At 54.0% G+C, this 23,136-nt stretch carries 19 protein-coding genes; 12 read left to right on the top strand and 7 right to left on the bottom strand.

Going from position 1 to position 23,136, the window contains the following annotated elements; genetic code table 11:
* Positions 1-267 precede the first annotated feature (267 nt).
* A complete protein-coding gene (locus CODIS_RS13580; protein WP_069126079.1) occupies positions 268-2,616 on the top strand; it encodes a response regulator in 2,349 nt (782 codons plus the stop codon).
* 89 nt (positions 2,617-2,705) lie between these two features.
* Here the strand turns inward: CODIS_RS13580 and CODIS_RS13575 are convergent, their stop codons facing one another.
* On the bottom strand, positions 2,706-3,056 hold the full coding sequence (locus CODIS_RS13575) for a hypothetical protein (RefSeq protein WP_069126076.1): 351 nt from the start codon (positions 3,054-3,056) through the stop codon (positions 2,706-2,708).
* A gap of 89 nt (positions 3,057-3,145) precedes the next feature.
* Here CODIS_RS13575 and CODIS_RS13570 point away from each other — a divergent pair, with 89 nt between their 5' ends.
* Complete coding sequence (locus CODIS_RS13570) at positions 3,146-4,648, top strand: Era-like GTP-binding protein (RefSeq protein ID WP_069126073.1); 1,503 nt, start codon at positions 3,146-3,148, stop codon at positions 4,646-4,648.
* Positions 4,578-5,939 carry a YcjF family protein gene (locus tag CODIS_RS13565; RefSeq protein WP_235615223.1) on the top strand — a complete coding sequence of 454 codons (1,362 nt, stop codon included), beginning with the start codon at positions 4,578-4,580 and terminating at the stop codon, positions 5,937-5,939. Before CODIS_RS13570 ends, CODIS_RS13565 begins: the two co-directional genes overlap by 71 nt.
* A gap of 160 nt (positions 5,940-6,099) precedes the next feature.
* Here CODIS_RS13565 and CODIS_RS13560 read toward each other — a convergent pair whose 3' ends face one another.
* Both CODIS_RS13560 and CODIS_RS20995 read right to left on the bottom strand, forming a co-directional pair.
* Positions 6,100-6,789 (bottom strand): DUF2461 domain-containing protein, encoded by a 690-nt coding sequence (locus CODIS_RS13560; protein ID WP_069126071.1) that lies wholly within the window; start codon positions 6,787-6,789, stop codon positions 6,100-6,102.
* A 175-nt stretch (positions 6,790-6,964) separates the two neighbouring features.
* The gene (locus CODIS_RS20995; RefSeq protein ID WP_154723130.1) at positions 6,965-7,201 is read right to left on the bottom strand and encodes a hypothetical protein; all 237 of its coding nucleotides are present in this window, start codon (positions 7,199-7,201) and stop codon (positions 6,965-6,967) included.
* Positions 7,202-7,548: 347 nt separating this feature from the next.
* Between CODIS_RS20995 and CODIS_RS13550 the strand changes: the two genes are divergently transcribed.
* Complete coding sequence (locus CODIS_RS13550; protein WP_069126062.1) at positions 7,549-9,273, top strand: cation:proton antiporter domain-containing protein; 1,725 nt, start codon at positions 7,549-7,551, stop codon at positions 9,271-9,273.
* A gap of 305 nt (positions 9,274-9,578) precedes the next feature.
* Positions 9,579-9,752, top strand: a complete 174-nt coding sequence (locus CODIS_RS20990) for a hypothetical protein (RefSeq protein WP_154723129.1) — start codon at positions 9,579-9,581, stop codon at positions 9,750-9,752.
* Positions 9,753-9,870: 118 nt separating this feature from the next.
* Here the strand turns inward: CODIS_RS20990 and CODIS_RS13545 are convergent, their stop codons facing one another.
* The 4 genes from CODIS_RS13545 to CODIS_RS13530 form a co-directional block, all read right to left on the bottom strand.
* Positions 9,871-10,668: a YciK family oxidoreductase gene (locus tag CODIS_RS13545; RefSeq protein WP_470260651.1), complete on the bottom strand. Its 798-nt coding sequence runs from the start codon at positions 10,666-10,668 to the stop codon at positions 9,871-9,873.
* Positions 10,669-10,720: 52 nt separating this feature from the next.
* Complete coding sequence (locus CODIS_RS13540) at positions 10,721-11,371, bottom strand: HAD family hydrolase (RefSeq protein WP_069126059.1); 651 nt, start codon at positions 11,369-11,371, stop codon at positions 10,721-10,723.
* A 44-nt stretch (positions 11,372-11,415) separates the two neighbouring features.
* On the bottom strand, positions 11,416-12,126 hold the full coding sequence (ubiG, locus tag CODIS_RS13535; protein WP_069126056.1) for a bifunctional 2-polyprenyl-6-hydroxyphenol methylase/3-demethylubiquinol 3-O-methyltransferase UbiG: 711 nt from the start codon (positions 12,124-12,126) through the stop codon (positions 11,416-11,418).
* Positions 12,127-12,227: 101 nt separating this feature from the next.
* Positions 12,228-13,559, bottom strand: coding sequence for a TRZ/ATZ family hydrolase (locus CODIS_RS13530; RefSeq protein WP_069126054.1), 1,332 nt, complete (start codon positions 13,557-13,559; stop codon positions 12,228-12,230).
* Positions 13,560-13,685: 126 nt separating this feature from the next.
* Here CODIS_RS13530 and mtnA point away from each other — a divergent pair, with 126 nt between their 5' ends.
* The 7 genes from mtnA (at position 13,686) to CODIS_RS13495 (ending at position 23,042) form a co-directional block, all read left to right on the top strand.
* Positions 13,686-14,765, top strand: a complete 1,080-nt coding sequence (gene mtnA, locus CODIS_RS13525; RefSeq protein ID WP_069126050.1) for an S-methyl-5-thioribose-1-phosphate isomerase — start codon at positions 13,686-13,688, stop codon at positions 14,763-14,765.
* 113 nt (positions 14,766-14,878) lie between these two features.
* Entirely contained in the window at positions 14,879-17,455 is a 2,577-nt protein-coding gene (gene gyrA / locus CODIS_RS13520) for a DNA gyrase subunit A (RefSeq protein WP_069126049.1), read from the top strand.
* 171 nt (positions 17,456-17,626) lie between these two features.
* Positions 17,627-18,709 (top strand): 3-phosphoserine/phosphohydroxythreonine transaminase, encoded by a 1,083-nt coding sequence (gene serC, locus CODIS_RS13515; RefSeq protein WP_069126047.1) that lies wholly within the window; start codon positions 17,627-17,629, stop codon positions 18,707-18,709.
* Between the two features lie 4 nt (positions 18,710-18,713).
* On the top strand, positions 18,714-19,889 hold the full coding sequence (locus tag CODIS_RS13510; RefSeq protein WP_069126043.1) for a phosphoglycerate dehydrogenase: 1,176 nt from the start codon (positions 18,714-18,716) through the stop codon (positions 19,887-19,889).
* 57 nt (positions 19,890-19,946) lie between these two features.
* The gene (gene pheA / locus CODIS_RS13505; protein WP_069126040.1) at positions 19,947-21,032 is read left to right on the top strand and encodes a prephenate dehydratase; all 1,086 of its coding nucleotides are present in this window, start codon (positions 19,947-19,949) and stop codon (positions 21,030-21,032) included.
* A 28-nt stretch (positions 21,033-21,060) separates the two neighbouring features.
* On the top strand, positions 21,061-22,173 hold the full coding sequence (gene hisC, locus CODIS_RS13500) for a histidinol-phosphate transaminase (RefSeq protein ID WP_069126039.1): 1,113 nt from the start codon (positions 21,061-21,063) through the stop codon (positions 22,171-22,173).
* Complete coding sequence (locus tag CODIS_RS13495) at positions 22,170-23,042, top strand: prephenate dehydrogenase (protein ID WP_069126038.1); 873 nt, start codon at positions 22,170-22,172, stop codon at positions 23,040-23,042. The genes hisC and CODIS_RS13495 overlap by 4 nt, the downstream gene beginning before the upstream one ends.
* Positions 23,043-23,136 lie beyond the last annotated feature (94 nt).

Below are 23,136 nucleotides of genomic sequence, written 5' to 3'. Positions count from 1 at the left end.
AAATTATAATCATCCGTATTCCTATAAAAATAGTTGATTAAAACAGACAGTATGTTTATATCACCAATGGAATAGTGCGGATTGATATCTATTAAAGTTTTTTCTATGTTTTTCAATCAACTGTAGAAAAAACTTCAGATGATCATATAATAGCCGTAATAAGATAGTGGGATTAGGCCGTGTATATGTACTGCGATGAGGCATCTATGCTGGTCATGCATAGTGCAAGCTGAGTTGGTTTATAAATAGTTATCAGGGTAATTAAAGATGACTGCCACTGGGGACTCACACAATAGGCATCTGCTGCAACAGCTCCCTGAGATCCTCGCCAATATCGAGGTGAATTGGCCGGTGCTGCCCTCGGGTATGTGGAACGCATCAGGGGTGAGATCGGTGTTGCGCCATCTCAATGAAATGACAAGAAAGAGCCGCCAGGCGGGCCTGGTCAATGTCAATAAAACTACCCAGGTCATCGATCAGGCGATCAACGAAATCTTTCAGGAAGATGCCCAACCCGATGCAGAAGAGATAGATCGCCTCAATCAACATCTCGAAGCGCTGAAGGCTGCCGTATCCGCTTCCCAGGCGCCCAGCAGTGTCGAGACAGCGATGCAATCAAACTATCAAGTGATTTATCTGAATCATGAGGATAGCGTCAAGGATCAAATCACCGCAGCCATACAGAAGAATGGATGGCGTGTCTTAAACGTCCACAGTGTTGAAGATCTGCGCACGGCGACGGCTGATGAGAAGGCGAAGGCCGTACTTGTCGACACAGAGCACCTGCAGCACATGGGTGAGGTGAATCAACTCCTCGATGAGTTGCGTACGCAGAAGAAAAGGCGGCCCGAACTGATCTTTCTCTCGGATCGGTGTGATATTGAAATCCGTCTCGAAGCCTTGCGATCGGGCGCTACCCAGTGTTTTTCCAAACCGATCAACATCACCGATCTGATGTTGAATCTCAAGCAGATCATCTCTCCTGATGTGAAACCCCATAATCGGGTATTGGTGGTTGAGGATGACGAATCCCAGGCGAAATTCGCCACTGCACTGTTACGCAAAGGCGGTCTGGAAACCCTGGCGATTACCGATCCACTGGGCGTGATGGAAGCAGTGGAGCAGTTTCAGCCGGATCTTATCCTTATGGATCTCTACATGCCGGGTGCGAACGGGATCGAGTTGACCCAGGTGATACGCGAGAGGGGTGAGTCGTTGACCATACCCATCGTCTTTCTCTCCGGAGAAGATGTCATGGAAAAGAAGCTGCTTGCTCTCCATTCGGGCGCTGATGACTTTCTGACCAAGCCGGTCAGACCGCAACATCTGCTGGCTACCGTTAAAACACGCATCAACAGAGCCAAAGAGATTTTCACGGCAGGCAAAAAGGGACACATCGATCACTCTACGGGATTGCGCAACAGAAGGGAGTTGTTGCAGCAGATCGATGTCAGTAACCAAACGATGCAAAAGGGAGAGATGGCCGGTGCACTGTTTTCCATAACTCTCGCCGACCGGGAACAACACCTCAGCAGTGATGAGAGTGAGGCGATCAACAACCTTGTGCTAGATGTCGCCGATCTGGCCGGAGCACTGTTTAGCAAACGCGACATTATCGCCAGAACCGCGGGGCAAAGTCTGGGTATTCTGATTCATCGCAAAACAGAAGCAGAGATCGAAGCGATCGGTTCAGCCCTCTATGAGCAACTCAGTGAAGCCCTTGCCGACGATCCGGCATCAGGAGGCGGGCATCTTTTCGGTGTCGGCCTGGAACTGATCGATGCAAAACAGCTGGACGCCTATCTTCATCTCACCAGGGGAGAGGCGGCGTCGCTGCAGGCCTATCGCGAGGAGCATGACGGATATCTGCGCTATCATGAACAGACCACCGGCGAAGAATCCGGTGAACAGGCCGCCGATGAATTCCAGAAACAACAGTTTCTCAATGCCCTGAAGGCGGGTCTGATAGAGTTCCATGAGCACAAATTCAGCGCATCCCACGATATAGGCAAGGAAATCAGTGAACAGATACCGGTGCCTGCGCCGGCGACCGATATCGTTTTGATCTCGGATGATATCTATCTGACCGCCGAGCGTCATGGAGCGAGTAATCTGCTCGACAAATATATTTGTCATAATGCGCTAAAAATGCTTGGGCAAGCTACGTTTCATGGTAATACAAATCAATTGCTCATTCGCTTGTCCGCCCATGCGGCCGGTGACGAAACGGTTCTCGAATTTTTGAAGTCAGAATTGCGCAATATGCAGTTGACAGGCACCGGCTTAATCATAGAGTTCAACCTCCCCTCACTGGCCTCAAACCTTAAGCAGGCGCGTCACTTCCTCGGTGAAATCTCGGCGATGGGGATCACCACCTTGCTTGGTAATTTCGCCTGCAATGAGACCGCCTATAAGGTGTTGGCCTATCTGAAAGCCGATGGAATACGGCCGCATATCTCCCTGATGCAGACGAACCATGAAAAGATTCATGAGATCGCCACTCAAGTACATTCACTGCAAGCAAAGATCATTCTGCCCAGGGTGGAGAAATTCGGTCAGATCAGTTTGCACTGGTCCGAGGCGGCGGATTATGTTCAGGCCGATTATGATGATTGATAACGTTGTTCTGAAAAAGCGCGCAACCCTCTTAACATCAACTATCTGAGCGTGTCTGTTGTAATGGAGTGTAAACTGTTGCAGTCTATTCAGTGGCTCTCGTTTATCAACTTCACTCTGGTCTCAGCAGTTTCCTTATCGATCTCCAGCAACAGTTCACAATATTCTGTTTGTGTATCAAGCGGCGTGGGATCGTCGGCACAGCTGCAGCCGGCGATGATGCCGGCATAGACGATCGAGACCCTGCAGCGAATGAACGCTGTATCTTCCTCACTATCGATGACGATTGCACCGAAGGGTTCCGAGCTGACCATGCTGCTGAGGCTCAAGCCTTGTTGCAGGGGAAGTTGATCCCCGTCGATCGCTTCCAGTTCATCCTTAAGAACCTGATCGAACCCGGGACTGTTCCAGGCATCCCTGGCTTTAGGGAGGTGAATCATCTCTGCTCCATGGCTGGTTTAACGTCAGTTTCTACCGTATTCTGTTCGATCAGGATTATGCCGGAAGGTTTCTACCCGTATCTACAGCCATGACAGAGCAACAGGTTCCCACTTCACAAAAGCGCATATTGCGTCTGTTGCTGTTTGTGGCGTTACTGTTTCTTTTGCTGCTGGCGCTGTTGATCATGCTGCAGCTAACCGAATCGGCGCTCAGTGTGTGGCAGATGCTCGATCAGCTCTCTCCCGCCCTGTTGGTGGTCTATGCCGTCGGCCTGTTCGGTTTCGCGCTACTGGTCTCGATCCTGAGTTGGCTGCTTCTGCGACCGGCAAAACGCAAACCTGCAGAGCAAGTGTTGGGGGCTTCACTGCCGCGGGACAGGGAGAGTTTGACCGAAGCGCTGCAGCAGGCGGATTCCCAGGGGATCGATACGGCCGGGGCGCGTCAAGAGTTGCGGGAGCTCGACCGGCGGGCGGCGCAAATGACGCTCTATGTGGTTTTTTTCGGTGCCGTATCCGCGGGCAAGAGTGCGCTTATCAAGGCTATTGCAGCTGCCGAGGATATTGAAGTCGATCCTCGCGCCGGCACTACCCGGCGTATCGCCCACTATGAGTATGCCGAAGGCGAGGGTGTCAACCTGCAACTGACCGATGCGCCGGGTATCCTCGACACCGATCCGGAGCATGTCCACATGGCCCGTGAGGAGGCCAGGCGCGCCCATCTGGTGATCTATGTCTGCGACGGGGAGTTGACCCGTGATCAATACCAAGAGCTTGAAGTGCTCAAGGCACTCGAGCGCCCGCTGATCGTGGCCTTGAACAAACAGGACCGCTATAGCGAGGAGGATCTCAAGGCTATTCTCGCCAGACTTCGAGAACGGTTGCCGGAGATTGAAGTCATACCGGTTCAGGCGGGGGGGAAAGAGCAGATAACGCGTATCGATGATTCCGGCAAGGAGTGGTACGAGCTGCGTGACAGGGAAGCAAAGATCGGGGAATTGATGAGTGCGATCAAGCTTCGAATCGAAAGCGAGGGGGAGCGGTTCGATGCACGGCGGGATGAGAGTCTGGTGCGGTTGGGCGCCGAGAAGCTTCACCTGGCGACTCAGACCCATCGTCGTCAGGAAGGCGAGAAGCTGGTGCGACAGTACACCGGCAAGGCGATGGTGGGTGCCATGGCGGCGATCAGCCCCGGTAGCGATGTCCTGATACAGGGCTATCTGGGCGTGCAGATGGTGAAGGCCCTCACCTCCCTGTATGAGGTGAAGGCCCGCGAGGTCGACGTTGAACACTTTATCGACCTCGCCAGTCAGAATGTGGGCAAACGCATGACCTTGCTGTTGGCCATGACCGGCAATGTATTGAAGGCATTTCCCGGTGTGGGAACAGTGACCGGAGGTTTGATTCATGCCGTTGCCTATGGCTTGATATTCGAAGGCTTGGGCAAGGCCGTGGTAAAGACCCTGCAGGAGAGTGGAACGCTCAAGACCGTTCAGGCGTTGGACTATTTCGAGGAGGCACTGAGTGGAGATCTGGAAAGCCGTGCAAAATATTTTGCCCGGCTGGCTGTGGAAGAGTTCAGAAAAAAAGAGTGAACCCGGTAAAGGGGAGCATGACGAAGACCATCTCCATCTGGCGAGGGAGAACCTGCGCGAGCTGCTCGAAGATGAACGCCTGCCGAATAGTGTCCGTGACAGTCTGAAAGACGACTTCATGCAGGTCGAGGCGATGCTCGACAAACTGGAGCATGGCCATCTGCATATTGCGGTCTTCGGCCGGGTGAGTGTCGGCAAGTCGGCACTGCTGAATGCCTTGTTGGGGGAGGAGCGGTTTACCGTCAGTGCTTTGCACGGTGAGACACGTCACAGCGATATGGCGCCCTGGCAGGAGGTTGAGGCCGGTGGGGTCTTTCTGATCGATACCCCCGGGATCAACGAGATCAGTGGCGAGGAGCGCGAGCGGATGGCGGAGGATGTGGCGGGCCGCGCCGATCTGGTGCTGTTCGTATTGGACGGCGACCTGACACAAACCGAGTTGCAGGCCATTCGATCCCTGCATCAGCGAAATCGTCCGATCCTTGTCGTGCTCAACAAGTCTGATCGCTATACTGCTGAAGAGCTGGAGCTTCTGCTCTCCAGCCTGCAGGAAAAGCTATTGGATGTGGTCGCTGCTCCCTATATCGTGCCTGCCGCGGCACACCCCGCGGAGCGGATATATCTGCAAACGGACGAGCATGGTCGAGAGCGAGAGATCCGTAAACGCCCGTTGCCCGATGTGACACGGTTGGCCGGCAGTCTCTGGCAGCTGGTCGAGCGGGAGGGAATGGTGCTCTCCGCCCTGAATGCCAGCCTGTTCGCCGGTGAACTCAGCGATGAGGTTGCAGGCCGTATCGTGAAGGTGCGCCAGGATGTGGCAGAGCGGGTAATACGGGGCTACTGTCTGGGCAAGGGGGTGGCGGTAGCGCTGAATCCGATACCGGTGGCCGATCTGGTGGCGGCCCTGGCCCTGGACGCCTCAATGGTCATGCACCTGGCCCGCGTCTATGGGATGTCGGTTTCCCGGGGGGAGGCGGGGGAGCTGATAAAAACCATCGGTGCCCAGATGGCACTGCTGATGGCCACCGTGTGGACGGTGAATGTGGCTGCCAGCGCCCTCAAAGCGGGCAGTGCCGGCCTCTCCACTCTGGTTACTGCGGCGGCCCAGGGGGCGATGGGTTACTACACCACCTATATCGTCGGAAAGGCAACCCAGCGTTACTTCGCCCAGGGGCGCTCCTGGGGGAGCGGTGGGCCGAAGACGATCGTGCAACAGATCCTGGAGTCCGTGGATAAAGACTCCATCCTGCAGCAGGCAAAAGAAGACATTCGACAGAGATTGCGGGCCTAGACGAAATATTCTTTATCCGCCGAATGACGTGATCATAAGATATTAGTTTGTCCGTTAATTAGTCAACGTCAGGTAGTCAGAACTGACCCGCAAATTTTTCTGAAGAACTGAAATAGCGGATATTAGCGGTGATTGGCGTCCATTTGCAGCCACATTGACCTCAGTAGTTGACCTCGACCGCTGCACAGAGATAGCGCATCAGCGCATCGGTCTGCTTGAAACCCCGGGTAACGAAATTACAGAACGATGGTTTGTCTATCTCATTACCGTCGAAGGCCTTGAGGGCGATGAAGTCTTTGCGTTTTAGATCCTCTATCAGGGGATGGTCGGCAGGGTAGCCTCTCGGTGGCCTGATCAAGGTATCGCCCTCGAGTTGAAAGTGTTTGCTAAATGGCTTCTCACGTAGCGCGGCCTGCCAGGCGGCAGGATTGTCAGTAATAAAGTTTCTGATTTTTCCCAGTGTTTTGGGATCGGGGTGCCATATGCCTGCGCCGAGAAAACAGTTGCCTGGTTCTATATGAAGGTAGAAACCCGGAGCATGTACGTCCTTACCCAGGCTATGTCTGAATTGAATGCCGATATTGGTTTTATAGGGTGTCTTGTCCTTGGAGAAGCGGGTATCACGATAGACACGCATCAAAGAACCGCCGGTTTTTTTGGCGATTGCGCGAAACTGGTTTGAGATGCCATTCAGTTTTGGCGCCATCTCTTCAATAAATGCGAGTGCCGGTTCCCTGACGGCAGATTCATATTGCTGTTTATTGTCAGCGAACCATGCGCGATTGTTATTCTGTGCCAGTGCTTCAAGAAAGGGGAGTGTCTGTGGCGGGAAACCCTTGAACCTATTCATAATACAGACGGGCTCAAATGCCGTATTTGCTGTGAATGGCGTGCCTTACCGGACAGGTGCGGAATATTCAATCGTCTGGGACTTTGCATCAGCCTAGGGTATCCCGTCCTACTCATAAAACACCAGCGCTGTGGCCAGGCGTGGCATTCCATTCAGGATAGCTGGCCCCGGAACGCTAAATTCCACCGATCAGTGACGCATGCACACCGCTTTGTTGGAAGTGGGAGAGCAGTTCTCTGGAATGGATAGTCTGTGGATCGTAGTCAACCACCATCAGGTGAGGTGTCTTGATATGAGTGCATGCGCTCACGACTCCCCTCACTCCGGAGAGGCTTTTTTCTATATGATGTATCTGATCATGAGTCAGGTCTTCATTAATATGAACGACAGCATTGGCATCGAAACGGATCATCCTCTCCTCCCACCTAGTGTTTCTGTTAAGTTTGAAATTAGCGCAGATGACTAGGAATACAATGTGGGGATACCCCACCACTTTGTAGGGTTAAACCCCTGTTCAATCAGATTGGATAGCCGGTTAATCCGGTGTATCTCCGTGAGCTGTCGGTTAAAGTAAGGTTGCATGAGGTAATGAGTAGTCGAAATAAAATGAGTTAGCGGGCAGAATTGATGCTGCGATCGCTGGCGTAATCATTCGCCCATGTGGAATAACTATACAACGCCGATTCTGCCTTGCTGGAAAAAAACAGTTCCCGCAGGGCCGATTGGATGAGTGTCAACAGGTCCTGGTGACGAGGTTCTATGCATCTCGATACATTTCTGTTTTCAGCTTTATTATTGTTGATCGCAACATCGGTTGCCGTGGCCTTGTTCAAGCATTTGGGGTTGGGGTCTGTTCTGGGATTGCTCGTGGCCGGTATTGTCGTCGGTCCCTATTCCCCCGGTCCCTATGTGACGGAACATGTCGAGGATGTCCGGCATTTCACCGAACTGGGCGTGGTACTGTTGCTGTTCATCATCGGCCTGGAGATGAGGCCACGGCGCTTGTGGGCCATGCGCCGAGAGGTTTTCGGCCTGGGGCTGCTGCAGATTACCCTGACAGGCCTGATTTTGGCGCTCTATTTTTATCAATGGCAATCCTCCTGGTTACTCTCCCTGTTGATAGGGCTTACCTTTGCGCTATCGTCGACTGCCTTTGTTATCCAGATCCTGCAGGAACGGGGCGAGATCGCCAGCCGGCACGGCATGACCGCCTTTTCAATCCTGTTGATGCAGGATCTGGCTATCGTGCCGCTGTTGGCGTTGGTGCCTATCTTTTCCGAGACGGGGGGCGTCTCCGCCGAAATCCCTGCCTGGCAACAGTTGATGATCGAGATCGGCATGATTGCCATGGTGGTGGTTGTAGGTCGTTATGTGCTGCCATTTGTACTCAACCAGTTGGCGAAACAGGGCAATAGGGAAGGTTTCCTCTTGGTCGTCATGCTGGCGGTCTTCCTGGCTGCCTGGGTCATGGATCAGGTGGGTCTCTCCATGGCTCTGGGCGCCTTCGTCATGGGTATGTTGCTATCCGGATCGAGTTATCGTTTGCAGATACAGGCTTTCGTTGAACCTTATAAAGGTTTGTTGATGAGTCTGTTCTTTGTCGCCGTGGGTATGTCGATCGACTTCAATGCCATCTCGCAAGAGTTGCCGGTCTTTGTGCAACATATTCTGGTCATAGTGTCGATCAAGCTGCTTGTACTGTTTCTGCTTGCCCTTGGCTTCGGATATTCCAAGCAGATAGCGATACGGGTCAGTTTCTTTCTCGCGCAAGGGGGTGAGTTCGGTTTCGTTCTGTTTGCGGCAGCAAAAGCGCTGAATGTGATCGATGAGGCCACCTTCGTAATTGCCGTGGGTGTGATTTCAGTCAGTATGTTGCTGACCCCGTTACTGATACGTGCCAGCGATCGATTGGCGCAGCGAATGGATAGTGTCAAGACCAAAACCGATCATCTGCGTTATCCATCGGATAAGGGGGTGGAGGGCCGGCGGGTGATTATCGGCGGCTACGGACGTGTGGGACATACAGTGGCGGTACTGCTGCATACCAGCGGTGTGCCGGTTGTCGTCTTTGATACCCGTCCCGACCGTGTCGCCCAGGGTAAGAAGGATGGCCTTCCGGTCTACTACGGAGATATCAGCGATCCCGATCTGCTCGACGCCGCCAATGTGGGGAGTGCCTCTTTGGTTGTTTTGACAATCGACAGTGGGACGCTTGCCTTACGTACCATCTCCCTTGTGCGCAACGCATATCCACACATCCCGATAGTCTCAAGGGCACGCGACCTCGAGGCTTGCGGTCATCTGCTCAACGCAGGTGCAAGCCATGCCTTTCCTGAAGCGCTGGAGAGCAGTCTGCGTCTGGGTGCCATCGCATTGCAGATGGTCGATGTACCGAAGGATGATGTCGATATGCTGCTTCAGGGGGTGAGGCAGGATAACTATACTTTGGTGGTGTCGGAGGATGATAAGGTGCGGAAAAAATAGTGCTCTCTGGGTATACGGGATAATAGTGGATTTGATTAGATATGTAAGTCAGGATAATTAATAAGAAAAAACAAATATTAAGTAATAATATCTAAAGTACTATCTTAACATATTTACATAGTTTAACACTGAGGTATTCCAATAGAAATGTTTCTCGTCTAAGCTGACAGTTATCAGGACGCATTCTGTGAAACCAAGGATAAATCGGGTTTTATCAGAAAAAGACTACAAGCCTGCCAGTCAAATCTGATACCAGGTATTTGCAGACAAGGCTATGCTGGTCTTATAAGTCGGGGAGAGACGAGATGCCAAAATTAACCAGCGGAATAACTCAGAAGGAACGGCTGAAAGTGATCCAGTCGATCGATATGATGAAGACGACAAGAAATGATCATGAGAGGCAAATTTTAAAGCGATACAGGGATATGGTGACCAGAGAATTTTTAAACGTACAGGCGCCGGCATTGGGCGGAGGCTAGTTTACTAAGCTGATTTTTCTGGCGATGCGAAAGCCTTCACCATAAAACAGATCCCGGCATTTGCCGGGATCTGTTTTATGGTCCTATTGAAGTTTCCTTCCAGCAGAGATGAAATCGTTCAGGTCGAGCTGATATCAGCCTGTGTCTCCGCAGGGGCTGACAACGCTTGACCATGTATAGCCTTGCTGTCCGGACCCATCAGATAGAGATAGTTGCTCATGATATGGTCGGGCTGCGGCAGGGTAGTGGGATCCTCCCCGGGATAGGCCCAGGCGCGCAATGAGGTCTGCGTCGGGCCGGGGGCAATGCTGTTGACACGTATCTGACTGTTTTCCAGCTCGTCGGCAAGCGTCTGCATCAATCCTTCGACGGCGAATTTGGATACCCCGTAGGCACCCCAATAGGCCCTGCCTTTTCGACCCACCTGGTCGGATGTGAACAGGATGGAGGCGTCTTCCGCCTTACGCAGCAGGGGCAGGCAGGCCTGGGTCAGCAGAAAGGCCGCGTTCAGATTGACCTGGATGACACTGTTCCATGTCTCTGGATCGAAATCGTCGATTCGGCTCAACAGCGCAAGTTTGGCTGCATTGTGTAGCAGGCCATGCAGTTGACCGAACTCCTGATAGAGGCTCTCCCCCAGGGCATAGTAATCCTCTTTCGGCGCCTTCTCCAGATCGAAGGGAATCAGTGCCGGTGTCGGCCATCCGGCGGCATCGATCTGGTCGTAGGTCTCTTCCAGTCTGCGTTCGTTGCGTCCCAGCAGCACAACGGTCGCGCCATGTTCAGCAAATTTTTTAGCCGCTGCCTGACCGATACCGCTACCGGCGCCGGTTATCAGAATTATGCGTTCCTTGAGCAGATTTTTATCAGGATTGTAGTCTTGCATGGGATGGCTGGCCCTTGTCCGGGCGTGCATTATAGCTGCCAGTGGTCTCTAGTGATATTGAAAATTCTCAACAAACCCGCATTCACAGCCAGTCGAGTATCTCCAGCGGATGCTTGATCTGACCATCCGCCTGCCATGCAAGGGGATTGTCGTTTTTGTCCAGATAGCCGAACAGTGCGACCAGGGTCTTGGTGCCTGCATTGCGGCCTGCCTCGATATCCCGTATAGCATCACCGACATAGAGTGCCTGAGCCGGATCTATACCCGTCTTTTGGCAGGCATATAGGATAGGTTCCGGATGTGGTTTTGCGTGGGAGGTGGTATCACCACTGACAATGGCACTGGCGCGCTGGCTCAAGCCAAGTTGTTGCATCAAGGCATCTGTCAGCCAAGCGGGTTTATTGGTAACAATGCCCCAGTAGATTCCACGTGCCTCGAGTTCGTCGATCAAACTCTCCATGCCGTCGAATGGTTTGGTGAATTCTGCAATATTATCGGCATAGGTATGCAGGAACTGCTGCTGCAATTCAATGTAACCGGGATCTTCAGGTTCAATGTCAAATGCCACCTTCAACATAGCCCGGCTGCCGTGAGACACAGCAGGGCGTACCTTTTCGAATGAGATCTCTTCCCGGCCGACCTGGACAAGCACCCGATTCAACGCGTAATGGAGATCTGCGGCGGTGTCGGCGAAGGTGCCGTCAAGATCGAACAGGACACACTTGATTGTCATGACAGTCGACTACCAGTGGCCAACATTCGGCACCCGGCTTGTCATCACGCTTCTCTGGTGGCGGCAACCAGATAGTTGACATCCACATCACCAGTCAATTTGTAGATCTGAGTAAGGGGGTTGTAACCCATTCCGGTCATACCGTTGGTGGTCAGGCCGGCCTTCCGCAGCCAGCTATTGAGTTCGGAAGGACGGATGAACTTGGTATAATCGTGTGTCCCCTTGGGCAAAAGTTTCAACACATACTCGGCGCCTATGATGGCAAACAGATAGGATTTCGGGTTGCGATTGATGGTGGAGAAAAACAGCTTGCCTCCTGGCTTGACCAGTTGGGCACAGGCATTCACCACCGAGGCTGGATCAGGCACATGTTCCAGCATCTCCATACAGGTGATTATATCGTAGTGTTCCGGCTGCTCTTCCGCCAGGCGCTCGACCGGGATGCGTTCGTAGTTGATCTCCAACCCCGACTCCAACAGATGCAACCTGGCAACCTGCAGCGGGGCCTCACCCATGTCGATGCCGGTTACCTGAGCACCGCAGGCAGCCATGCTTTCGGATAGGATTCCACCGCCACAGCCCACATCGAGCACCCGTTTACCCTCTAAAGGGGCGAGACGCCGGATATATTCCAGGCGTAGCGGATTGATCTCGTGCAGGGGTTTGAATTCACTGTTCGGATCCCACCAGCGGGACGCCAGCTCTTCAAACTTGCTGACCTCCGCATGGTCAACGTTGATCTGTTCGGTGCTCATAATAATCGCTGCAGTAACTCCTTAGGGCCTGTTAACACTCATCCAATCGGTCCTAACCTTTAGGTTACACATCACGGCGTCCTTTTTCGAGCGATGGAATATTAACTGTCGACATCCGATGCAAAAATGCGTTCCCGCCATTCGTCGGTGCGCTTTAGCAGTTGCTGCGTATCCAGGGTTGTCAGGCTACCCGCACTGACAACGGGTCGGCCGGCCACCCAAACATGGGTAACCTGTTCACGGCCGGCGGCATAGACCAGTTGAGAGATGGGGTGGTAGGCCGGCAGGGTATTGATCCGGTTCAGATCCACCGCCACCATGTCGGCCGATTTTCCGGGCTCGAGTGATCCTGTCTCTTGCTGCAGGCCAAGCGCCCGGGCGCCGTTGATGGTCGCCATCGAAAGCGCCTTGGCGGCGGGCAGCGTGCTGGCGTTATTCGCCACCCCCTTGGCCAGCAGGGCGGCACTGCGCATCTCACTGAACATATCCAGATCGTTATTGCTGGCTGCGCCGTCAGTACCCAGCGCCACATTGATCCCCGCTTCCATCAGTTCAGCGACCGGGCAGAATCCGCTCGCCAGTTTCAGATTCGACTCGGGGCAGTGCACCACATGCCCGCCACTGGCCGCGAACAGTTCGATCTCATTAGCTTCGAGATGGGTCATATGCACCGCCGCCAGCGCAGGCGACAGCAGTTCCAGTTCGTTCAACCTGGCCAACGGCCGGGTGTCATGGTGTTGCAGGCCCTGCACGATTTCGTCATGGGTTTCGTGGACATGCATATGGATAGGTATCTCAAGCTCATCCGCCAGGATACGGATTCGTTCCAATATCCCATTCCCGACAGAGTAGGGGGCGTGGGGTGCGAATGCGGTATGAATGATGGGATTGGTGCGAAATTGATCGTGTACCTGCAGGCCTTTATGCAGGTAGTCGTCACCGTCACTGGCCCAGGCGGAGGGGAAATCGATGGCGATCAGGCCGAGTACTGCCCGGATACCCGCACTGTTCGCAACCCGTCCGGTAATATCGGGAAAAAAGTACATGTCGTTGAAGCAGGTGGTACCGCCCAGGAGCATCTCTGCAATCGCCATTTGGCTGCCGTCATGGATGAACTCCTCACTGACCCATTTGGCCTCCGCGGGCCATATATGCTCGTTCAACCAGGTCATCAGCGGCATGTCATCGGCCAGTCCTCTGAGCAGGGCCATCGCCGCATGGGTATGGGTATTGATCAGACCGGGTATCAGCGCATGACCCGGCAGCTTGGTTTCCTGTGTCGACTGATATTGGGACGCAACCTGATCGGTGGGCAATATGGCGGCTATGCGACCCCGGTTAACCACCAATGTATGGTTGGTATACACCAGGTTTTCAGGGACCACGGGTATGATCCATTCGGCATGGATGAGTTGATCGACCTGTTCAAGCATCGTCTTATCTCTGTTATCAATGAATATTGTGAGACACTACACGTGCACCCGGAATAAATGCAACGACAGCTTAGCAGTCGATAACCCGAATATTTAACAAGCACAGACTTTTCGCAGTGGCTAATTATGGATCTCTCCCAATACATGACTCAGGTAACGGCCGACGACGCGATCGTTTGGCGGAATGGACATCTGTGCCTGCTGGATCAGCGCAAGCTACCCGGCGACGTGACCTTCCTGGAATTGAACAACGCGGCCGAAACCGCGCGGGCGATTACGGACATGGTGGTGCGCGGTGCGCCGGCGATCGGCATCACCGCAGCGTATGGTGTGGTTCTGGCCGGAGGTATGGCCTTCCAGTCATCCTCAGAGCATTGGAAGGAGGCTCTCAAGGCCGACCTTGAATGCCTTAAACGATCCCGTCCAACCGCGGTAAATCTCTTTTGGGCGCTGGGCAGGATGGAGGCGCTGATAAAGGGTCTGCCTGAAGCCGGAGATCCCAGGGAGGCCCTGTTGCAAGAGGCCTTGGCGATCCATAAGGAGGATATCGAGGCAAACCGGCATATGGGGGAATTGGGCGCCTCCCTGCTGGATGTCGATAGCGGTGTCATCACCCATTGCAACGCCGGTGCCCTCGCCACCGGCGGATATGGTACCGCGCTGGGGGTGATTCGATCCGCCCATAAGCGGGGGCTGATTCGGCAGGTCTTCGCGGATGAGACCCGGCCCTGGCTGCAGGGAGCGCGTCTGACCGCCTGGGAGCTGTTGCAGGACGGTATACCCGTCACTCTCCTGGCCGATGGGGCGGCCGCTCATCGCATGGCCCAAGGGGGCGTCAATTGGATTATCGTGGGATCGGACCGGATCGCGGCAAACGGTGACGTGGCGAACAAGATTGGCACATACAGCCTGGCAGTGGCGGCCAAGTACCACGGCGTCAAGGTGATGGTGGCGGCGCCTACCTCAACCATCGATATGGGTATCGCTTGTGGCAGCGAGATACCGATCGAAGTAAGGGGTGAGGATGAGTTGCTCTCCTGCGGGGGGCGTCAGATTGCCGCGAGCGGTGCGGGGGTATGGAATCCCGTGTTCGATGTCACCCCGGCTGAATTGGTTGATGCGATTGTCACAGAAAAAGGCGTTGTCCTTTCGCCAAATGAGAAAAAGATAGAAAAAATGATGGCGAATACGCCTGAGAGCCTCTGAAAACGGATTTCAGGCGTTTTTTATACAGCGCAGTGTGGGGGGCTATGGTACAATGCGCTTTTTCTGACGCCTCACTGTGTTAGTGGGGGCGATAGCAAAAGACAACGAGCCAGATGACCGAATTCGCCAAAGAAGTACTCCCAGTCAATCTCGAAGACGAGATGCGGCAATCCTACCTGGATTATGCCATGAGCGTAATCGTGGGCCGGGCCCTGCCCGACGTGCGTGACGGACTCAAGCCTGTCCATCGCCGCGTGCTCTATGCGATGAATGAACTGGGTAATGATTGGAACAAGCCCTACAAGAAATCGGCGCGTATCGTGGGCGATGTGATCGGTAAATACCATCCCCATGGCGATACCGCCGTCTACGACACCATCGTCCGCATGGCCCAGCCATTTTCCATGCGCTATATGCTTGTCGATGGACAGGGAAATTTCGGATCGGTGGATGGTGACTCCCCTGCGGCGATGCGTTATACCGAAGTGCGTATGGCGCGCATCGCCCACACCATGCTGGACGACCTGGACAAGGAGACGGTCGATTTCGTTGCCAATTACGATGAAACGGAACGGGAACCGGCCGTTTTGCCGGCGCGGATTCCCAACCTGTTGGTCAATGGATCAGCCGGTATTGCGGTCGGTATGGCAACCAATGTGCCACCGCACAATATTACCGAAGTAGTCGATGCCTGTATTGCGGTAATCGATGATCCGGAGATCTATATCGATCAGCTGATGTCCCATCTTCCAGGCCCCGATTTTCCCACTGCGGGCCTGATCAATGGCGCCAGCGGTATCAAGGAGGCCTATCATACCGGGCGTGGCAGGATCTATATGCGTGCCCGCACCGAGATAGAGACGGATGACAGCAACGGCAAGCAGACCATCATCGTCAATGAGCTGCCCTATCAGGTAAACAAGGCGCGCCTTATCGAAAAGATCGCCGAGTTGGTGAAGGAGAAACGGATCGAGGGTATCACCGAATTGCGTGACGAGTCGGACAAGGAGGGAATGCGCATCGTCATCGAACTGCGCCGGGGCGAGGTGGCGGAGGTGGTACTCAACAACCTCTACCAACAGACTGCCATGCAGAGTGTGTTCGGCATCAACATGGTGGCGCTGGTGGATGGCCGTCCGCGGCTGCTCAATCTCAAACAATTGCTTGAGTTCTTCATCCGTCACCGCCGCGAAGTGGTGACCCGGCGCACCCTGTTCGAGCTGCGCAAAGCTCGGGACAGGGCTCATGTGTTGGAAGGCCAGGCAGTGGCGCTGGCCAACATCGATGAAGTCATTCAATTGATAAAACAGGCGGCCAATCCGGCGGAGGCAAAGAGCGCGCTTCTGGCCCGTTACTGGCAATCGGAAACCGTTGAATCAATGCTTCAACGTGCGGGTGCCGCCAGTACCCGGCCTGAGGACCTGTCTGATCAGTTCGGTCTTACCGAGCAGGGATATCGTCTGACCGAAGTACAGGCTCAGGCCATCCTCGATCTGCGACTGCACCGCTTAACGGGCCTTGAGCAGGATAAAATCATCAAGGAATACGAGGAGCTGCTGGATAAAATTGCCGATCTTCTCGATATTCTCGGCAGTCCCGACCGACTGATGCAGGTGATTCGGGAAGAGCTGCTTGAAATACGTGAACAGTATGGCGATGAGCGCCGTACCGAGATCATCGAAAACCGTCTCGATCTTACGCTCGAGGATCTGATCACCGAAGAGGATGTGGTGGTGACCCTCTCCCATGCGGGCTATGCAAAGGCACAGCCGGTCAGTACCTATCAGGCCCAGCGAAGGGGGGGTAAGGGTAAGATCGCCACCGCAACCAAAGATGAGGATTTCGTCGACAAGCTGTTCGTTGCCAGCACTCACGATACCATTCTCTGTTTCTCCAACATGGGTAAGGTCTACTGGTTGAAGGTCTATGAACTGCCTCAGGCCGGGCGCAATGCCCGTGGCAAACCGATCGTCAACCTGTTGCCGTTGGATGAGGAAGAGCAGATCAATGCCATCTTGCCGGTACGCGAATACGAGGCCAATCGTTATGTCTTCATGGCGACCAGCTCCGGCACTGTGAAAAAGACCTCGCTGGAGGCCTTCTCCAGGCCCAGGGCCAACGGCATCATTGCCGTCGACCTGCGTGACGGGGACAAGCTGGTCGGGGTTGCCATCACCGACGGTGAACAGGATATTCTCCTCTTCAGCAGCAGTGGTAAAGCGGTTCGATTCTCCGAATCCAAGGTCAGGGCGATGGGCAGGACCGCCTGTGGTGTCAGGGGTATCCGGTTGGAAGAGGAACATCAGGTCGTCTCCCTGATCGTTGCTGCCGAAGGTGATGTATTGACCGTTACAGAAAACGGTTACGGCAAACGAACGGCCATCGAGGAGTATCCGGTGCACGGCCGGGGAGGCCAGGGTGTCATTTCGATTCAGACCTCGGAGCGTAACGGTACTGTCGTCGGTGCTGTACAGGTGGTCGATGAAGACGAAGTGATGATGATCTCCGATGGCGGCACTCTGGTGCGCAATCGGGTCAGCGAAATTTCGCAGATGGGTCGTAATACCCAGGGTGTGATCATGATTCGTCTCAGCAGCGATGAACGCCTGATCGGGGTCGAACGGGTAGAAAATCTCGACACCGATGCAGACGACGATGTGGATCCGGATCAAACCGATATGGACGATTGAACATCTCACGCCGTCATCCTGTGAAGAATATGTGCATGCTTCGCTTGTGCAGGAACGAAACTCAATGCGGTTGAGTATGATTGTTTTCGGATTGTGTATTTCCCCGGCCAGTGCCCACAGAATATTTGATTGATGAAATTCCAAACTATTCACGATATTGAGAGGCTATAGATGTCACGAGTCTTTAACTTTAGTGCCGGTCCCGCGATTTTACCGGAAGAGGTTCTGCAGCAGGCCAGGGAAGAGATGCTTGATTGGCGAGGCAGCGGGATGTCAGTTATGGAGATGAGCCACCGGGGTAAGGAGTTCATGTCCATTGCCGAGCAGGCGGAATCGGACTTGCGTGCCTTGCTGCAGATACCTGACAACTATAAAGTGATGTTCCTCCAGGGTGGCGCATCAAGCCAGTTTGCCATGGTGCCGATGAATCTGACCCGGGAAAATACCAAAGTCGATTACATCAATACCGGTTCCTGGTCGAAAAAGGCGATTGCGGAAGCCAAGCGTTTTGCGACTGTCAATCTGGTGGCCAGCACGGAAGAGACCAGGTTCACCACAACGCCTGGTCAGTCGGAACTCAACCTCGATCCTGGCGCCGCCTATGTGCACTATACGCCTAACGAGACCATCCAGGGGGTAGAGTTTCCCTATGTGCCGGAGACGGCTGATGTACCACTGGTTGCCGATTTCTCCTCAACCATCCTGTCACGGCCGCTCGATGTCTCGAAGTATGGAATTATCTATGCCGGTGCGCAGAAGAACATAGGGCCCGCCGGTTTGACCATTGCCATCGTACGTGAAGACTTGATAGGAAATGCCGTCGAAAATACACCGGCAATGTTTCAATATGCGACCCATAGCGAAAATGCTTCCATGTACAACACGCCACCGACCTATGGCTGGTACCTGGCAGGTCTGGTATTTAAATGGCTACAGCAAAAAGGTGGACTGGCCGGTATGGCTATGATCAACCGGCGTAAGGCGGAGGCGCTCTACAAAGCCATTGACGATTCCGGTTTCTACGCCAATCCGGTATCACCCGACAGTCGATCCTGGATGAATGTTCCGTTTACATTGAACGATGCCGGACTGGATGGAAAATTTATCGAAGAGGCGGGAGCAGCCGGCCTCAAGACGCTAAAGGGCCATCGCTCTGTGGGTGGCATGCGCGCCAGTATCTATAATGCCATGCCCGAAGAGGGGGTTCAGGTGCTTATCGATTTCATGGCTGAGTTTGAACGGGTCAACGGATAACAACATGTACAAAATACTGACATTGAACAACATCTCCGTGGCGGGCCTTGATCGTCTGCCCCGTGATACTTATGAAGTCGCTTCCGAAATCACCCACCCGGATGCGATCCTGCTACGTTCCCATAAAATGCATGGCATGGAAATTCCGGAAACGGTGAAGGCGATCGGACGGGCCGGCGCCGGTGTCAACAACATTCCGGTGGCCGAGATGACCGGATTGGGGATTCCGGTCTTCAATGCGCCGGGCGCCAATGCCAATGCGGTCAAAGAGCTTGTGCTGGCCGGTGCGCTGCTGGCGGCTCGGAACCTGGGTCCGGCCTGGCGCTTCACGACAGGGTTGTCAGGGGATGACGGCGTTATCTCCAAACAGGTGGAGTCGGGAAAGAAGAATTTCGTCGGCTTTGAACTGCCGGGACGTACCATGGGGGTCATCGGGCTTGGTGCAATCGGCGTCAAGGTTGCCAATGCCTGTCGTGCCTTGGGCATGAACGTGATCGGATACGATCCCACCATAACAGTTCAAAGCGCATGGAAACTCGCTTCGGAAGTGGAGCAGGCCTTGAGCGTGGATGATCTGCTCTCCAAATCGGACTTCGTGACTTTTCACGTGCCGCTGACGGATGCCACAGCAAATATGATCAATGCCGAGCGGTTGAGGTTGATGAAGCCTGGATCGGTGCTGCTCAATTTTGCCCGTAACGGCATTGTCGATGATGAGGCCACCGTGGCCGCCCTGGATAGTGGCCAACTTTATGCATACGTGTGCGATTTTCCCAGCAACCTGCTGAAGGATCATCCGAGAGTGATTACCCTGCCTCACCTGGGGGCCTCAACCAAGGAGGCGGAGGACAACTGCGCTATCATGGTGGCCGAGGAGGTTCGCGACTACCTGGAAAACGGCAATATCACCAATTCAGTCAACTTCCCCAGCATAAATCTGCCGAGAAACGGTGGTTTCCGTATCGCCGTCGTGAACAGCAATGTACCCAATATGGTGGGGCAGATCTCCACCGATCTGGCCAATGAGGGATTGAATATCCTGGATATGCTCAACAAGTCCCGGGACGATATCGCGGTCACCCTACTGGACGTGGACAAGCAGCCCAATGCTGAGCTGTTGCAGACCTTGGCTTCCATCGATGGTGTATTATCGGTACGCTCATTGTCAGGTGAAGAGTAGGGCCAAGCCGGGAGCAGAGCCGATTGGATCAGTGTTAACAGGCCCTAGGACCAATCCATGAATGATGATGCGAAACTGAGTGCCATCCGGCAGCGAATCGATGAGATCGATCTGCAACTGCAGCAGCTGATCAGTGAGCGGGCGGAAGCGGCCCAGGGGGTTGCGCGCATCAAATTGGATGAGGATCCGCAGACAGCTTTTTATCGTCCCGAACGTGAGGCTGAGATATTGCGGCGTATCAAGGATCGAAACCGGGGACCGCTGCAGGATGCGGAGATGGCAAGGCTGTTCCGGGAGATCATGTCGGCCTGTCTGGCCTTGGAACAGACCTTGAATGTCGCCTTTCTTGGGCCGGATGGAACCTATACACAGGAAGCGGTGCTTAAGCATTTTGGCCATGCTGTTCATACCACAGCCATGGGCTCCATACCGGATACCTTTCGCGAGGTCGAAGCCGGTGCCTGCCAATACGGTGTAGTGCCGGTGGAAAACTCCACCGAGGGCGTGATTACCCACACCCTGGATACTTTCGTCAATTCGCCACTGCGGATCTGCGGTGAGGTTTCATTGCCGATCAATCACCAGCTGCTCAGCCGTGGGAACCAAGCGGGGCAGATCAAGGTGGTCTACTCCCATGCCCAATCCCTTGCCCAGTGTCGGGGATGGCTCGATCAGCACCTCCCCCATGTTGAGCGGGTTGCTGTCGGCAGTAATGCAGAGGCTGCCAGGCTGGCAACCGAAATAGCCAATGCCGCCGCCATCGCGGGAGAGGCGGCCGGTGAGATCTACCAGCTTAGTGTTGTGGCATCGAACATTGAGGATGAACCCGGCAATACGACCCGTTTTCTGGTGATCGGCAAGCAGGATTCACCGCCCAGTGGAGAAGACAAAACCAGTATCATGTTCTCCACCCATAACAAAGCGGGCGGTCTGCATAGTATGCTTACGCCGTTTGCTGAACATGGAATCAGCATGACGCGCATCGAATCACGCCCATCCCGCAGGGGGCGCTGGGATTATCTTTTTTTCATCGATGTGGAGGGGCACAGAAGCGATGACAATCTCGCCGCGGCCCTGCATGAGATTGAGCAGGCGGCCACCCAGTTCAAGGTCCTCGGGTCCTATCCCAAGGCAGTCATATAGCCGCTGATTCCTCTTTTCGAGCAGCACGATGACACGTCAGACAAACCCCTTTCTTGAGCTTGCCGCACCGGGTATCGAGGCCTTGAAGCCCTATTTGCCCGGTAAACCGATATCTGAGTTAGAGCGCGAACTGGGTATCACCCACTCGATAAAACTGGCGTCCAACGAAAATCCCCTGGGGGTCAGCGAAAAGGTTATCGAGACTTTGAGCCGGTGTGTGCCTGAGTTATCCCGCTATCCCGACGGCGGGGGCTATCGACTGCGTCAGCGGCTTGCCGAAAAGCATGCCGTGAATCCTGCCTGCATTACCCTCGGCAACGGTTCCAATGATGTCCTGGATATGGTCGCACGGGTGTTTCTTTCGCCGGATGCCGAGTCTCTGTTTTCGCAATATGCCTTTGCTGTATACCCAATCAGCAGTCAGGCTGTCGGTGCCGGGTTGAGGGTTGCCCCTGCCAAGGCATACGGCCACGACCTTGATCGGATGTTGCAAATGCTCACACCCAAGACCAGGGTTATCTGGATTGCGAATCCGAATAATCCAACCGGTACCCGGCTGACGGACACAGAGCTGTACTCGTTTTTGCTTCAGTTGCCGGAGCATGTCATCGTGGTGCTTGATGAAGCCTATTTCGAATATGTTCAGGAGAGTGACTTTCCAGATGGTGCGGCATGGCTGCAGCGCTTTCCCAATCTGATTGTGACCCGCACCTTTTCCAAGGCCTATGGACTGGCATCCCTGCGTATCGGATATGGGCTATCGAATCCCGCCATCGCCGATCTGTTGAATCGGGTGCGACAGCCTTTCAATGTCAATGCCCTGGCGCAGTCGGCGGCATTGGCCGCGCTTGATGATGAAGCGTTCATCCAGCGTTCGATTGCACTCAACAACAAGGGTATGCAACAGTACCGTCAGGGCTTCGAAGCATTGGGGCTCGACTATATTCCTTCAGTGGCTAATTTTATAACCGTCGATGTTGGTGAAGATGCCTCCAGGGTCGATCAGGCATTGCTGCGAGAAGGATGTATCACTCGACCGATAGCCAACTACGGATTGCCTAACCATTTGCGCATCTCTATCGGGCTGGAAGAGGAGAACGATCGTCTCTTGACGACGCTGAAGAAGGTACTAAAACGGTGATTGATAAGCTTGCGATTATCGGAGTCGGTCTGATTGGCGGCTCTGCCGCCCTGGCCCTGAAGGAAGAGGGTGTGGTGAAGGAAGTGGTTGGCTGTGGCCGTGGGGAAGCCAATTTGATCAAAGCGCAATCCCTGGGCGTGATTGATCACTACACTCATGATGTTGGTGCGGCGGTTAAAGGCGCCGATATGGTCTTGTTGTCAGTACCCTTGGGTGCAATGCGCGACACCCTGAGCGGTATGCGCGGTCAGCTCGCGGATCATGCAGTGGTAACCGATGCCGGCAGCGTCAAGTGCAGTGTGGTAAACGATGTCAAAGCGGTATTCGGTGAAATTCCTGGTTTTTTTGTTCCGGGCCATCCCATTGCGGGAACAGAACGCAGTGGGGCTGAAGCCGCGTTTACCGAATTGTATCGTAATCGCCGTGTCATACTCACGCCACTGCAGGAAACGGATAAGGATGCGCTCCTGCGCGTCGAAAGGATGTGGCAACAGTGCGGGGCGGATGTGGTACAGATGACCGTTGAGCACCATGACGAAGTATTGGCTGCAACCAGTCATTTGCCACATATGCTGGCATTTACCTTGGTCGATAGTCTTGCGCGAATGAAAGAGAATGATGAAATCTTTCGCTTTGCCGCAGGCGGTTTCAGGGATTTCACCAGGATCGCATCAAGTAATCCTGTGATGTGGCGCGACATCTGTATTGCCAATCAGGGTTACCTGAATGAAATGTTGACGCGCTTTGCCGGTGAGCTGCATGAGCTTGCGGCGCTACTGCAAAGCGGTGATGAAACCGGATTGCTGGAGATATTTCAGCGTGCGAAAAAGGCGCGGGACAGATACGTGGATGGAGTCAACAAAAGCTAGGGCCAGTTAGTACTAATCCAAAAGGCATCTGGCAGATAAGTCAAATATTGTGTTGCTGACCTGACCATTTAAGGTTTCAGCGACTGCAAACGAG

Origin of the sequence: Candidatus Thiodiazotropha endolucinida, assembly GCF_001715975.1 — a bacterium.
Classification (GTDB): Bacteria; Pseudomonadota; Gammaproteobacteria; order Chromatiales; family Chromatiaceae; genus Thiodiazotropha; species Thiodiazotropha endolucinida.
Note: the sequence above shows the minus strand (reverse complement) of the source record. Positions and strands in the feature narration are given on the sequence as shown.